General features: G+C 53.5%; 11 protein-coding genes. 1 reads left to right on the top strand and 10 read right to left on the bottom strand.

Going from position 1 to position 14,425, the window contains the following annotated elements; genetic code table 11:
* The 10 genes from carA to cobO all read right to left on the bottom strand — a co-directional run bounded on the left by carA (position 1) and on the right by cobO (position 12,707).
* Positions 1-1,071 carry a glutamine-hydrolyzing carbamoyl-phosphate synthase small subunit gene (gene carA, locus SELR_RS08560; protein ID WP_014424827.1) on the bottom strand — a complete coding sequence of 357 codons (1,071 nt, stop codon included), beginning with the start codon at positions 1,069-1,071 and terminating at the stop codon, positions 1-3.
* An 18-nt stretch (positions 1,072-1,089) separates the two neighbouring features.
* Complete coding sequence (locus tag SELR_RS08565; RefSeq protein ID WP_014424828.1) at positions 1,090-2,379, bottom strand: dihydroorotase; 1,290 nt, start codon at positions 2,377-2,379, stop codon at positions 1,090-1,092.
* Positions 2,376-3,323: an aspartate carbamoyltransferase catalytic subunit gene (locus SELR_RS08570; protein ID WP_014424829.1), complete on the bottom strand. Its 948-nt coding sequence runs from the start codon at positions 3,321-3,323 to the stop codon at positions 2,376-2,378. Before SELR_RS08570 ends, SELR_RS08565 begins: the two co-directional genes overlap by 4 nt.
* 338 nt (positions 3,324-3,661) lie before the next feature.
* On the bottom strand, positions 3,662-5,674 hold the full coding sequence (locus SELR_RS08575; RefSeq protein ID WP_014424830.1) for a molybdopterin-dependent oxidoreductase: 2,013 nt from the start codon (positions 5,672-5,674) through the stop codon (positions 3,662-3,664).
* Positions 5,675-5,703: 29 nt separating this feature from the next.
* Positions 5,704-7,308 carry an NAD(P)/FAD-dependent oxidoreductase gene (locus tag SELR_RS08580; protein WP_014424831.1) on the bottom strand — a complete coding sequence of 535 codons (1,605 nt, stop codon included), beginning with the start codon at positions 7,306-7,308 and terminating at the stop codon, positions 5,704-5,706.
* An 8-nt stretch (positions 7,309-7,316) separates the two neighbouring features.
* Positions 7,317-8,270, bottom strand: a complete 954-nt coding sequence (locus SELR_RS08585; RefSeq protein ID WP_014424832.1) for a CdaR family protein — start codon at positions 8,268-8,270, stop codon at positions 7,317-7,319.
* The gene (gene cdaA, locus SELR_RS08590; protein WP_014424833.1) at positions 8,267-9,106 is read right to left on the bottom strand and encodes a diadenylate cyclase CdaA; all 840 of its coding nucleotides are present in this window, start codon (positions 9,104-9,106) and stop codon (positions 8,267-8,269) included. Before cdaA ends, SELR_RS08585 begins: the two co-directional genes overlap by 4 nt.
* A 192-nt stretch (positions 9,107-9,298) precedes the next feature.
* Positions 9,299-10,345 (bottom strand): branched-chain amino acid aminotransferase, encoded by a 1,047-nt coding sequence (locus SELR_RS08595; RefSeq protein ID WP_269453557.1) that lies wholly within the window; start codon positions 10,343-10,345, stop codon positions 9,299-9,301.
* Positions 10,346-10,416: 71 nt separating this feature from the next.
* On the bottom strand, positions 10,417-12,069 hold the full coding sequence (gene ilvD, locus SELR_RS08600) for a dihydroxy-acid dehydratase (protein ID WP_014424835.1): 1,653 nt from the start codon (positions 12,067-12,069) through the stop codon (positions 10,417-10,419).
* 101 nt (positions 12,070-12,170) lie between these two features.
* Entirely contained in the window at positions 12,171-12,707 is a 537-nt protein-coding gene (cobO, locus tag SELR_RS08605; RefSeq protein ID WP_014424836.1) for a cob(I)yrinic acid a,c-diamide adenosyltransferase, read from the bottom strand.
* Positions 12,708-12,791: 84 nt separating this feature from the next.
* Between cobO and SELR_RS08610 the strand changes: the two genes are divergently transcribed.
* Entirely contained in the window at positions 12,792-14,411 is a 1,620-nt protein-coding gene (locus tag SELR_RS08610; protein WP_014424837.1) for an SGNH/GDSL hydrolase family protein, read from the top strand.
* Positions 14,412-14,425 lie beyond the last annotated feature (14 nt).

Below are 14,425 nucleotides of genomic sequence, written 5' to 3' on the forward strand. Positions count from 1 at the left end.
TTATTCTCCCTTCAACATGGTCCAAAATTCGTCGAATAAATAAAGATTGTCGTCCGGGCCCGGGGAGGCTTCCGGATGATACTGCACGGAGAACAGCGGCAGTTCCGTATGACGCACGCCTTCCACCGTACCATCGTTGACATTGATATGGGTAACTTCCAGGGGCAGATCCTTCAAGGACTCCTCCTCCACCGCATAGCCGTGGTTCTGGGAGGAAATCTGTACCTTGCCCGTGCGCAGATCCTTGACCGGCTGGTTGGAACCGCGATGACCGAACTTGAGCTTATAGGTCTTAGCCCCCAAAGCCCGGGCAATAAGCTGATGGCCCAGGCAGATACCGAAGATGGGTTTCTTGCCGATGAGCTTCTTGATTTCCTCCACGATTTCCGGCACATCGGCGGGGTCGCCGGGGCCGTTGGAGAGGAAAATGCCGTCCGGATTCATAGCCAGGATATCCTCGGCTTTCGTATCTGCCGGCACAACCTGCAGCTTGCAGCCGATATCGTGCAGGGAAGTCAGGATATTCTGCTTGACGCCGAAGTCCATGGCCACCACCAGCGGAGCATCTTCCTTCTCTGCTTCAATGGTATAGGCCTCAGGCGTGGTCACTTCCATAACCACTTCCTTTTTGATGGGCACTGCCATGAGCTTGTCGATTTCTTCCTGGCTGGCATCCTCGGGTACGATAATCCCCTTCATGGTACCGGCGTTGCGGATTTTGCGGGTAACGGCACGGGTATCCACATCGTAAAGGCAGGGAATATCCTGTTTGGTCAGGAACTGGGCCAGACTTTCTTCATAATGCCAATTGCTGCCCAGTTCACAGAGCTCGCCGATTACGAAGCCGCCTACAAAGGCTTTACGGGACTGCATGAAAATATCTGCAATACCGTAGTTGCCTACCATAGGATAGGTCAGCGTCAGAATCTGGCGGCAATAGGAGGGGTCTGTCAGGCTTTCCTGATACCCCGTCATGCTGGTGTTGAACACCACTTCGCCGGTGGCCCGGCTGTCATTCAATAACTGCCCCGTGAAAACGCTGCCGTCTTCGAGGATTAATTTACCCTTCATGAAAACACCTCATATCTGTCAGTCCAGGACTTTCCCATCCTGCATAACTACTTTACCTTTGACCATGGTCAGCACCGCCTTGCCTTTGAGCTTGCGGCCCACGAAGGGACTGTGGCTGCCCTTGGTATAGAATTCTTTTTCGTCAACTGTCCATTCCAGTTCCGGGTCGATTACCGTGATATCTGCCTGCGCACCTTCGCTTAACTTGCCTGCTTCCAGACCGAAAACCTGAGCCGGTTCATAGCTCATCTTGGAAACGATCAGGGGCAGGTCAAGTTTCTGCTCATGATAGAGATCCGTCAGCATAACACCTAAGGAAGTTTCGAGGCCCGGGAAACCGCTTGGGGCATAGATATACTCCCTGTCCTTTTCTTCCTGGGCATGGGGGCTGTGGTCGGTGACAATAGCATCGATGGTGCCGTCCTTCAAGCCTTCCAAAATGGCGTCACAGTCCTTCTGAGCCCGCAGGGGCGGATTGATCTTCGTGGAGGTGTCAAAGAGGTTGACACATTCTTCCGTCATGGTCAGATGCTGGGGCGTGGCCTCCGCCGTTACCTTGACGCCCCGCTTCTTGGCCTGACGCACGATATCCACCGCCCGGGCGGAACTGATATGAGCGATATGGACTTTGGAACCGGCGTACTCAGCCAGCATGATGTCCCGGGCCACAGCGATGTCCTCGGCAACCGTTGGGCGGCCCTTGAGCCCCAGCATGGCGCTGCGATGACCTTCGTTCATCACGCCGTCTTCAATCAGCGTGGGTTCCTCCTCGTGGTTGATGATGACCTTGTCAAAAGTATGGAGGTAATCGAAGGCATTGAGCATGACCTTGGCGCTGGGATCGAAGTGACCATCATCGGAGAAGGCCACGGCGCCGGCCTCAATCATATCCCCCATCTCCGCCAGTTCCTTGCCTTCCTGATTCTTCGTAACGGCGCCGATGATTTCCACTTTGACGACGCCCACTTCCTGAGCACGCATTCTGAGGCTGCGTACCAAAGCTGCCGAATCCACAGCCGGTTTGGTGTTGGGCATGGTGCAGATGGTGGTGAAACCGCCCGCTGCTGCTGCCTGAGTACCGGAAGCGAAATCTTCCTTGGCTTCCTGGCCCGGCTCCCGCAGATGAACATGCAGGTCGATAAGGCCCGGAGTCACTACCTTGCCCGTGACATCGATTACCTCATCAGCCTGATCCGCAATGCTTGCGGCAATCTTGGCAACCTTGCCATCTTCCACCAGCACATCAGCGATTGCATCGAATTTATTTTCCGGATTGATTACGCGTCCGCCTTTGAGCAAAATTTTCATGCCTGTTTTCCTCCCGTCAGCACCAAGGTAAAGAGCGCCATGCGCACGGCTACGCCGTTCTGTACTTCTTCCTGAATGGCCGAATTCTGGCCGTAAGCCGTGAAGGGCGAGATTTCCCAGCCCTTGTTCATGGGGCCCGGATGCAGGATCAGTACATCATCCTTGGCCAATTTCAGGCGCGTGTCGTTGAGGCCGAAGATGCGGGCATATTCTCTGGTCGTCGGGAACAGACCGCCCTTCATGCGCTCCAGCTGGATGCGCAGCACTTCGATGACATCAGCATTGGCGATGGCGTCTTCAATGCGCTCATGCACCACGATGCCCGGTTCTTCATAGAGGAAGCGGGGCAACAGTGTCTTGGGCCCGGCGATATGCACTTCCATGCCCATCTTACGCATGCCGTAGATATCGGAACGGGCCACACGGCTGTGGAGCACGTCGCCGATAATAGCTACCTTCAGTCCCTCCAGATGACCCTTATGTTCCTGGATCGTGAAGAGGTTCAGGAGACCCTGGGACGGATGAGCATGAGCGCCGTCACCGGCGTTGAGGATTACGGGGCTGACTACGCGGGAAGCGTATTCAGCTGCGCCCTCTGCCTTATGGCGCATAACGATGGCATCTACCCCCATGGCCTCGATGGTGTAGAGGGTATCTCTGAGGCTTTCGCCTTTGACAATGCTGCTGGAACCTGCCGTGATGTTGACCACATCAGCCCCGAGGTATTTGCCCGCCAGCTCGAAGGAAGTACGGGTACGGGTGCTGGGTTCGTAGAACAGGGTGACAATGGATTTGCCGCGCAGGGTGGGAACCTTCTTGATATCCCGATGAATGATGTTCTTCATTTCCTTGGCGGTTTCGAGCACCAAGCGAATTTCTTCCGGGCTGAAATCTTCCAGGCCCAAAACATTCTTTCCCCGCAGGGATACATTGTTTTTCTCCAAGTCATTCACTCCTTAACAGGTTGACATAAATAATTATACATTAAAGTTGCATAAACTTTCAAGGGAGAAATCCATTGTCTTTGCAAAATTGCCCGCATATCGATAATCAAGTATCAAAAAAGGGAGCTTCCTATGCGTATGCATAAGAAAGCTCCCGCTTTACTTCAGGTTATAGTTATACTACTAGCTATATGACAGGGTCCCCTTATGCGCATCGCAGTACGCATTTTAAAAAGGCAATGTATTCGTTTGTCCTTGAGCAGCTCTCGTCTGCTTTGTTAACATTATAGCCTGCCTGTCACTTAAATGCAACCCTTGTAAGCAATTTATTGTATTTTTTATTGGACTTTTTTTCTTAGATTTACCCTGACATCGTAGAAAGTACTGCCTTCCGCCTTATCGGTTGTCCGCTGATGCGTCAGCAGATTCGTATTGCCGGCAGCTGTATGCTGCCGCCACCAGACACCTTCGCTGACCACAGTCCCCGTTTGCACCCGCGCGGACAGCTTGACGGTAAATTCCGCCTGTCCCTGCGTATTTTCTGCCATGACCGCGTCGCCATCCTGAAGGTGCAACCGCTGGCCATCTGCAGGGTTCAGCAGCAACACCATGATATTGCCCTTGGTCAGTTCCTCGCGTTCATTGAAGGAACTGTCCAATATCCGGGGATCGGGACTGTTGATCAGGATAAACTCTTCCTTATCTTTTGCCAGATGCGGCGGCAGATAATCCGGCAGCTGCCTATCCAGCGACGGATTCAGGATTTCAATCTTCCCCGAAGGGGTTTTGAAATCCAGCTTGTAATTCTCGGGCAGGGGCAATTCCACCGGTTCTCCCTGGGCCAGGCTCTCTTTATCCACAGGCAGTGGCCAGGACTTATCCGTGCTGGCGATAAACCTTTCAACCAGTTCTGTCTCACTCTGCCGGAAGAATTCGTCATCCAGCCCCATAGCTTCAGCCAATAACTGCATCACCTGCCAATTGGATCTGCTTTCCCCCACCGACGGGATGAGCTGCTTCCCACGCTGGATCACATACTGGCCATAGGAATAGTAAATATCCTCATGCTCCAAAGATGTGGTAGCCGGCAGCACAATATCTGCATAAAGGGCTGTATCCGTCATAAAGCGCTCATGCACCACGGTAAACAAGTCGTCCCGCTTAAGTCCTGCCAATACCTTATTCTGATCCGGTGCCGTACAGGCAGGATTGGAGGAATAGACAAACAGGCTTTTGACCGGTGGCTGCAACGTGCTATCCGTCAGCACATCCCCCAGCTTGATCATATTGATATGACGGACGCCTTTCTTTTCCATATCCGGGCGGCGGATGATATCCTTGTCAAAGGCATGGCTGCCGGAAGACGAGGTCAGCAGGCCGCCGCCCGCTTTGGCATAAGCCCCCACCACAGCCGGCAGACAGGTGATGAGCCGGGAGGTCATCGCCCCATTGCCATAGCGGGACTGGCCGCTGCCCAAGCGAATAAAGGGTGCTCTGGCCGCAGCAAAGGCCCGGGCAAAGCTTTCGATGACCTGAACCGACAATCCTGTGATTTCCGCTGCCTTCTCAGGCGGATACTGAGGCAGGATCTGCGCCTGCAGTTCCTCCCAGCCCTGCACATATTGATGAATAAACGCTTCATCCACCAGCTTTTCCCGGGCCAGCACATGCAGCACCCCCAAAGCCAGAGCACCATCTGAGCCAGGCTTCACACAGATGAATTCATCGGCATATTGGGCCGTTTTCGTCTCATAGGTGTCTACACAGATAATCTTTGCGCCATTTTTCCGGGCGATATCCACATCGTGCTTGAAATGGATATCCGTGGCCAGCATGCTGATGCTCCAAAGGACGATGTAGTCGCTTTGCTGGGCCTCCTGGGGCGCTGTGGGCAAAGTGCCTCCCATCAGCGAACGATAGCCGTCAGCCTTGGCCGGTGCACAGATGGTGCGATCCAGGCTCGAAGCCCCCAAGGCATAGAACAGGGCATGACCGGCACTGTATTGTATCGTACCCATGGTCCCGGCATAGGAATAAGGAAGGATTGCCTCCGCCCCATATCGGTCAATGATTCCCCGCCAACGGCTGGCAATCTCATCAACAGCCTCCTGCCAACTGATGGGTACAAACTTCCCCGCACCCTTTGCTCCCACCCGCTTCAAAGGCGTCAACAGGCGCTTGGGCGAGTGAACCGTCCGCTCATAATGAGCCATCTTGGGACAAAGGGTACCGCGGGTAAAGGGATGCGCCGGATCGCCCTCGACTTTGATTGCCCGTCCATTCTCCGTCGTAATCAATAACCCGCAGCAATCCGGGCAATCATAGGGACAAGCTGACTTATTTATATCCATAATCTCAACTCCAAAAACAGGGAACTAAATCAGACCTGCGACTCCAGGAAGGAAAGCGCTGCCTTCATGCCGTCTACCGCCGCGCTCATAATGCCGCCGGCATAACCTGCGCCCTCCCCCATGGGATAGAGACCGTCCACACCTTCTGCCAGCATGGTCTCCCGGCTGCGGCAAATGCGGCAGGGAGCTGACGATCTGGCTTCTACACCGGTCATAACGGCACCTTTATGGGCAAAGCCTTTGATTTTCCGGTCAAAATGCGGCAAGGCGCCTTCCAATGTCTGCGTGAGGAAAGACGGCAGACATGCGTGCAGATCCACAGCCTTTATTCCGGGCTGATAAGTCGGCGTGGTCAGGAACTGCGTAGATCCGGAAGTCCCCTGCAAAAAATCCCCCACCGTCTGCACCGGGGCATGATAATTCCTGCCCCCTAAGTCAAAGGCCAATTTTTCCAGCTTATCCTGCAGGTTCATGCCGGCCAGCACTTCCTGACCGAAATCATCTGGCCCCACCTGCACCAGCAAGGCACTATTGGCCACGCCGGAATCACGCTTGTAATTGCTCATGCCATTGGTACATACCTGACCTTTGATTGACGTAGCAGCAACCACCTGCCCCCCCGGACACATGCAGAAGGAATACGCGCCCCGTCCCGTCTTGGGATCTTTGTAGGTCAGGGCATAATCAGCCACAGGCAATAACGGATGTCCTGCATCTTCGCCATACTGGGCTTTATCGATGAATTCCTGGGGATGTTCAATGCGCACGCCAATGGCAAAAGGTTTGGCTTCCATCTGCAGGCCCTTGCCCAGCAGCATCCGGTAGGTATCGCGGGCAGAATGGCCGATGCCCATGAAAACTTCCTGACAGGGAATACGTTCCTCACCGCCTACGATAACCGCCCGCATCCTGCCCTGTTCGATTTCCAGATCCGTGACCTGGGCATTGAAACGCACCTCGCCGCCCAAACGGATGATTTCCTGCCGGATATTCTTCACTACCCCCTGCAGAAGATCCGTGCCAATATGCGGTTTATGCAGATAACGGATTTCGTCCGGTGCCCCGGCTGCAATAAAAGCCGCCAAAACATCGGCAATATGCTCATCACTGATACGGGTGGTCAGCTTGCCATCGGAGAAGGTGCCTGCGCCGCCCTCCCCAAACTGTACATTGGACTGCTCATTCAAAGTACCGGTCTGCCAGAACAGCTCAATGGCAGCCTTGCGGCTGTCCACATCGCCGCCCCGTTCCAATACCAGCGGATTCCAGCCGGCCCGGGCCAGAGTCAGGGCCGCAAACATGCCAGCAGGCCCGAAACCGATCACGATGGGACGCAGATCGCCTGCCTGCCGCGGGCGGAAATTAAGGGCAACAGGCTTTTTAAATGGCAGGATCTCCACATTCTTGTCCCTGCGCAATTTTTTCAGCACATTCTTTTCCGGCATATTGACTTTGACGTCCAACATATAGACGAACTGCACCGGCGCACCATGATAGCGGCGGGCATCTACAGCCTTACGCACAATTACCACCTCAGCAACAGCCTGAGGTGGTAATTGCAAACGTTTGGCTGCAAGTGTTTGCAGGTTTGTCTCCTCAGTAAAAGGTACCTGCAGATTTTTTATACGAATCACTTGTAGCTTCACTCCATACTTTTTTCTGTTTTCTTGCTTTTCACCGCAATATGCACCAGCACATCGTGGTTGGTCACCGTCACTCCTGCCGGGAGCGCCAGTTTCACCGTCTTATTGGTATTTTTCAGTACATCAGCCAACGACACCTTCTCCGTCGGGACAGAGGTAAGATTGGCGATGAGATTTTCCGCACCGGCAATCTCGATCTGCAATGGCTCCGGTTTCAGTGATACGAGCTCCAGATTATCCGGCAAGTCATCGCCGGCTACCGGCTGGATGGTGACAATCTTCTTGGTAAGTCCCCTGGCCATCTGTACCGAAACATACATGGTGGAAGGCTGGATGGTAATCCCGGATACTTCCTTGCCCTCTGCATTGATTGCCGTCAATGGCACCTGCAGGGCAAAGTCCGTATCATTCTTGCTGGTAAGCCCCACATAACCAATCAAGCGATCTACTTCCGTGACCAAGGAAGCAGGCCCTTCCACCAGAACCTCTGCACTGGCCTGGCTGACACTGGCTACGGTAACGCCGCTGGCCGGTGAGCCATTGACGTTGATATCGGCCCGGACCTTCCGGGTGATGATGGGATCCAGATTGACCTCCACCGCGGCCGGTGTCATGTCAACCAGCTCAAAGCCCGTGGGCATTTCCACCCGAACCTTGTATTCCTTCTTGCCCTCCTCAGCACCACGCAGATCCACATAGGCATGGAAATCCGCATCGTTGTTGTTGACGAAAAGCGAGCGGGCACCGCGGACGGTGACCTTGATCTTATCCGTGCCCTGGGTGACCTTATAGCCTTCCGGAGCATTCAAGAGCTGCACCTGTACCGTAAAGCTGCCCTCCGTCGAAGGATTTTGGTCATTCATCACATAGCCCCAGAGAATCACCGCTATGAGTAGGGCAACGATCTTAGCCGCTAAATTACGTTGTATTAAACTGCGAAAGCGTGAAATCATTTCTTCTTCCTCCAGTTCATTACCATATCTTTGATGCCGGTGGTCGGCATTTCAAAGGCGGGCATCAACACCTCTTTCAGATATTCCGGACTCAAGTGTCGCATGATATGACCATTCTCTGCCACCGAAATCGTGCCGGTCTCCTCGCTGACCACCACGATCAAAGCATCGCACTGCTCGGACAGGCCGATAGCCGCCCGGTGGCGCGTACCGAGTTCCGTGGACAGGGCGCGGTTCTCCGTCAGCGGCAGCAGACAGCCAGCAGCAATCAGGCGGTTGCCCCGGATAACCGTCGCCCCATCATGGAGCGGCGTATTGACAATAAAGACATTGAGCAGAAACTCCGAGGAAATCAGGCCATCGATCTGTATGCCGGTGGCGCTGACATCATTGAGCCCCATATTGCGCTCAATGACCAGCAAGGCACCGGTCTTTGTTGCAGAGAGCTGCTTCACCGCCTTGGTGATCTCATTGACCACCGTGCGGGCTTCCTCATCGTCCAGGAACGCGGCAGTCCCCAGGAACCTTCCCTGCCCCAGATGCTCCAGTGCCCGCCGCAGTTCCGGCTGGAAGACAATGGGCAATGCCACAAAGAGCAGCGTCACGGCTTTCTGCAAAAGCCAGGAAATCACATGCAGATCCAGCCAGCTGCAGACCATGGTCACGGCCAGCAAAACCAGGATACCCTTTACCAAAGTAATGGCCCGGGTATCCTGCAGCATTTCGTAAACTTTATAGAGAATTGCTGCCACAATCAGGATATCCAACACATCGAACCAGCCGATGGTGGACAGGATTCCATGAAATTGTACCGGCAAGGAAAAATCAATTGGCATAAAACAAAACTCCCTAGTGTTACATTTCCGTTATATCTCTACCTACTATTATATGAAAAATTCGTGTTCTTTGTAAAGAACTCCTTGTAACTATTGTAAAAGTTTACGCCTTTTTTCTAAAAATAATATGAAAAAAAGAAGACTTGCTGCCCCAAAGCAGCAAATCTTCCTTTATTGTACCAAATCTTAATCTTATTTGATTTCGCGGATCCAGCCTTCCGGTGCTTCCACCGTACCCAGCTGCACGCCGCGGAGCGTGTTGTAGAGTTTCGTGAGGACAGGCCCCATTTCCTGCATACCGCTCGGGAATTCGATGGTCTTGTCCTTGGCCACAACCTTGCCCACCGGGCAGATAACAGCAGCCGTGCCGCAGAGACCAGCTTCTGCAAAGTCTTCCAGTTCCGTGAACTTCACCGGACGATGTTCGACCTTGTAGCCCAGGTTCTCAGCCAGAGCTACCAGCGAACGGCGGGTGATGGACGGCAGGATGGAATCGGACTTCGGCGTCACGATCACATTGTCCTTGGTGACAAACAGGAAGTTGGCACCGCCGGTTTCTTCCACGTAAGTGCGGGTTGCTGCATCCAAGTACATGTTTTCGTCAAAGCCATTTTCATGGGCTACAATATAGGGGTGCAGGCTCATGGCATAGTTAAGGCCTGCTTTGATATCGCCCGTACCATGCGGAGCAGCGCGGTCAAAGTCGCTGACGCAGATGGTGATCGGCTTGATGCCGTTCTTGAAATAAGAACCTACCGGCGTACCGAAGAGACGGAACTGATATTCATCCGAGGGCTTAACGCCGATGACCGGGCCCGTAGCGAAAATATACGGACGCAGATACAGGGCACCGCCGGATTCGTAGGGAGGAATCCAGTCCTTATTGGCTGCTACTACCTGATCCACAGCCTCCATGAACATCTCTTCCGGCACTGGCGGCATAACCAGCCGCTTAGCGGAATCTACCATGCGTTTTGCATTCAGGTCAGGACGGAAGGTAACGATGCGGCCATCTTTGGTGCGATAAGCCTTCAAGCCTTCAAAAACTTCCTGGCAATACTGTAAAATACCAGCGCACTCGTTGAGCACGATCGTGGCATCTTCTGTCAATCCACCTTTACCCCATTTGCCGTCTTTGTAATTGGCCACATAGCGTTTGGTGATCGGTTGATAGCTAAAACCGAGATTTGACCAGTCAATGTTTACATTTGCCATACTAAAACCCCTTTTCTTTTTCACGAAAGTAACTTTATTCTATGCTTGTAATGTACAAATGTCAAGAGGTTTTGTACATATTTAAGATTTGTGCGTTATTTCACCACAGCCCCGGTGCTGGCGGAAGTCGTCATGCGGGCATAGCGGGCCAGATAGCCGTGCTTGATCTTCGGTTCCGGCTTCTGCCAGTTCGCCCGGCGTTTTGCCAGTTCCTCATCACTGACAGCCAGTTCCAGCTTGCGGTTCGGGATATCGATGGTAATCTCGTCCCCTTCCTCGATCAGCGCAATGGGGCCGCCTTCCATGGCTTCCGGCGACACGTGGCCCACACAGGCTCCCTGGCTGGCACCGCTGAAGCGGCCATCGGTGATCAAGCCCACCTTGAGCCCACGCCCCGTGATGACAGCAGTTGGGTTGAGCATTTCCTGCATGCCTGGGCCACCCTTGGGGCCTTCGTAGCGGATGACCACTACATCACCGTCATGGATTTCACCGTTCATGATGGCATCACAAGCCTCAGGCTCCGAATCGTAGCACTTGGCCTTGCCGGTATAGGTCAGCATATCCTCGGCCACGGCAGAGGCCTTGACCACAGCATAATCCGGTGCCAGATTGCCCTTGAGCACAGCAATTCCGCCTTCCGGACGATAGGGCGTCTCCACGGAATGGATGACCGTATTATCCACCACCGGCGTATTCTTGATGCGCTCGCCCATGGTGCCTGTTACCGTCAGGGCATCCAGATGGATCAGATCCTTCTTGGACAGTTCATTCATGACCGCAGAGATGCCGCCCGCTTCATTGAGATCCACCATATGATGCTTGCCAGCGGGACTGAGTTTGGCAATATACGGCGTACGGCGGGAAATCTCGTCAAAGAGCGGTGCCGGAATCTCAATACCTGCTTCATGGGCGATTGCCGTCAGATGCAGTACCGTATTGGAGGAACCGCCAATGGCCATATCCACGGTAATCGCATTTTCAAAGGCTTCTTTCGTCAGGATATCGCGGGGACGGACGTTGTTTTTGAGCAATTCCATCACCACTGCGCCGGCACGCTTAGCCAGCAGACGGCGGTCGCCGGTATAGGCAGCAGGAATCGTACCGTTGCCCGGCAGGGCCATGCCCAGTACTTCCGACAGGGAATTCATGGTATTGGCAGTAAAGAGACCGGCACAGGAGCCGCAGCTGGGGCAGCATTTAGACTCCAGATCCGTCATTTCTTCAGCCGTCATATCCCCGGCAGCAAATTTACCGGCCGCCTCAAAGGCCTGACTGACGCTGACATCACGTCCCTTGTAACGCCCGGGCAGCATGGGGCCGCCAGAAACCACCACGGCGGGGATATTCAGGCGGGCCGCTGCCATCAGCATACCGGGCACGACCTTGTCGCAGTTCGGAATCAGAATCAACGCATCAAAGCCCGAAGCCATGGTCACTGCTTCCACAGAATCAGCGATAAGCTCCCGGCTGGCCAGGGAATACTTCATGCCCGTATGGCCCATGGCAATACCATCGCAGACACCGATGGCCGGGAATTCGATGGGTGTGCCGCCGGCAGCTGCCACACCTAACTTGGCTGCCTCTGCAATCTCCCGCAGATGGATATGACCGGGAATGATCTCGTTGAAGGAATTGCAGATACCAATAAGCGGCTTGTTGAGATCCTCAGGACCGTAGCCATTGGCATGGAACAGGGAACGGTGGGCGCAGCGGGTGGCACCTTTTTTTACATTATCGCTAATCATCTTTCCACTCTCCTAAGATATTGAATCTAAACATAGTTACAAGTTTACAACTTTACCACGTTTTTTGCAAGCGCAAACGTAAAGTATCGTGTACATTTGCTTTAGAACTCTATCCCCTTTTGCGCTTTGATTCCCTTCTGATAGGGATGTTTTATCTCCTTCATCTCCGTGACCAGATCCGCCCGCTCAATCAGAGATTCACAAGCATCACGCCCGGTCATGACCAGATGGAGTTCTTCCGGACGCAAATCAAGCAGTTCCAGCATATCCGTTTCCGTGATCAATTCATACTTCACCGCATAGTTGATCTCATCGAGAATGATCAGATCCCATTTGCCGCTTTGGATTTCCTCTTTCGCCCGCTTCAAGGTCTCCCGGGCTGCCGCTTCATGTTCTTCCTTGGTCGTGGGCCCCTTGTTCGTGAAACCCAGGCCGCACTGATCGATCTCAATCCGGTCATCAATATTCTTCAATGTCTCAAGGGTCTTGAGTTCGCCATAGGTGCAGCCCCCCTTGATGAATTGCAGGATCAGCACCCGAAAGCCATCACCCCAGGCACGGATTGCCAATCCCAGTGCCGCCGTGGTCTTCCCCTTGCCATTGCCCGTATGGACAATCACCAAACCTTGCTTTTTCATTTTCACATCACCTCAAAAATATGCTATACTAATTATTATAATTATAGGTAATTAAAGAAAATCCTGTTTGTGTTGGTGTTATTTATGAAGAAATTTTTGCTGTTTACCCTGATTATTTTAGGCTTTACCATATTATCTGCCTTTATGGCGGAAAAAACCGACGTATTAGGGCTGCGCTCCATGACGCTTTCCACCTCCTTTGACGAGCAGGACGGCCATCTGATCCTCTCCTGGGATCCCCTGCCCTATCCCTGCCTCTATAAAGTAGAAACTTATTCGCCCACCACGGGGTTAGTGGAAGGCGAACCGGAGGAAAAATTCTGGGGCAGTGAACTCACCATGAATGCCTCCTATGACGTGCCCAGCAGTGCCATTCCCATGAACTACCGGGTAACGGCCTATGGGATGTTCGGCCAGCTTACGGAGCCATCGGCACCAATCCTGAATCCGCTGCATACCAAGGAGCCAGTGAGCCCCAGCGTCATTTATCATTATGGCGAGGAGCACCCCGCCAGCCTCATGCCATTTTTGGTCTGGCATTCCGTCCCCAATGCGGTCTGCTACGAAGTAGAACTCCTGGCCGGAAAACCTGCTCAGGAAGGCGGTACAGCACCGGACAAGAACAACCATCTGGAAAGCAACCAGCTGATCTTCACCAATGGATGGCAGGCCGATCTGAAAAAATATGCCAACCGCAAATTCATCTACTGGCGGGTACGGGCATTGGATATCCATCATCAGCCCATCGGAGAATTCTCCCCGGCAGAGGAACTCTATATCGACGCATCCCTGCCCCAGCCCAATCATCCGCTGCTCAATGAATTCGACCAGATGCCGAACTTCGAGATGCCTATCTACCCCGTTTACCAATGGATTCCCCTCAACAATATCGAGCGCTACGAAGTGGAACTCATGATCCATCCCCCGGCCGCTGAAAACGATAACCAGCCCACCGCCGATGCCGCCTGGCGCAAAGTTGTCAACTCAGCCACGGCCTGCTACGACGAATACGCCCGCCCCTATGCCGGTGATTACTACTGGCGGGTGCGCGGAATCGACAAGTCAGGTAATCCCGTAGGCGTCTGGTCTGATACTGCCCATTTCGTGGTCAAACAGCAGCCCGAGCGAGTGCCCGTGGCTGTTCTCGGCGACAGCATCACCCATGGCGGCGGCGCCGTTTCCAATTCGCCGGCTGCTTTGGAATACAGTTATACGACGTATTTCGATTTTCCCTGTCTGAATCTGGGGCGCAGCGGCGATACCTCCACCATGACCTTGCAGCGTTTCGATCAGGATGTACTGCCCTTCAAGCCACGCAACCTCATCATCCTGACCGGCACCAACAGCCTGCGGGCCACCAATATGCAGCCGAACCTCATCATCAGTGATCTGGATGCCATACGTCAGAAATGCGAGGCCAACGATATCCGCCCCATCTTCCTGACGCTCATGCCCATCAATCCGGCCAATATCCAGTTTGCCTTCCATACTCCCACGGATAAGAAATGGGAAGCCAAACTGCTGCAGGTCAATACCTGGATACGCAACCAGCCCTATTATATCGACCTCGAACCCTATTTCTACGACTCCAGCCATAAGGTCATGGACACCCAGTTCAGCATCGACGGCCTCCACCCGGATGTGCGTGGCAAGATGCTGATGGGCGAAATCATCAATCAGCATAAAGACCTGTTCATAAAATAAAGAATTTCCCTCAC

Origin of the sequence: Selenomonas ruminantium subsp. lactilytica TAM6421 (assembly GCF_000284095.1) — a bacterium.
GTDB classification, from domain to species: Bacteria; Bacillota; Negativicutes; order Selenomonadales; family Selenomonadaceae; genus Selenomonas_A; species Selenomonas_A lactilytica.

What these genes read in the sequence shown, in the direction of transcription:
- ilvD (WP_014424835.1), bottom strand. Translation starts at nt 12,069, where the DNA reads ATGATTAGCGATAATGTAAAAAAAGGTGCCACCCGCTGCGCCCACCGT.
- cdaA (WP_014424833.1), bottom strand. Translation starts at nt 9,106, where the DNA reads ATGCCAATTGATTTTTCCTTGCCGGTACAATTTCATGGAATCCTGTCC.
- SELR_RS08610 (WP_014424837.1), top strand. Translation starts at nt 12,792, where the DNA reads ATGAAGAAATTTTTGCTGTTTACCCTGATTATTTTAGGCTTTACCATA.
- SELR_RS08565 (WP_014424828.1), bottom strand. Translation starts at nt 2,379, where the DNA reads ATGAAAATTTTGCTCAAAGGCGGACGCGTAATCAATCCGGAAAATAAA.
- carA (WP_014424827.1), bottom strand. Translation starts at nt 1,071, where the DNA reads ATGAAGGGTAAATTAATCCTCGAAGACGGCAGCGTTTTCACGGGGCAG.
- cobO (WP_014424836.1), bottom strand. Translation starts at nt 12,707, where the DNA reads ATGAAAAAGCAAGGTTTGGTGATTGTCCATACGGGCAATGGCAAGGGG.
- SELR_RS08585 (WP_014424832.1), bottom strand. Translation starts at nt 8,270, where the DNA reads ATGATTTCACGCTTTCGCAGTTTAATACAACGTAATTTAGCGGCTAAG.
- SELR_RS08575 (WP_014424830.1), bottom strand. Translation starts at nt 5,674, where the DNA reads ATGGATATAAATAAGTCAGCTTGTCCCTATGATTGCCCGGATTGCTGC.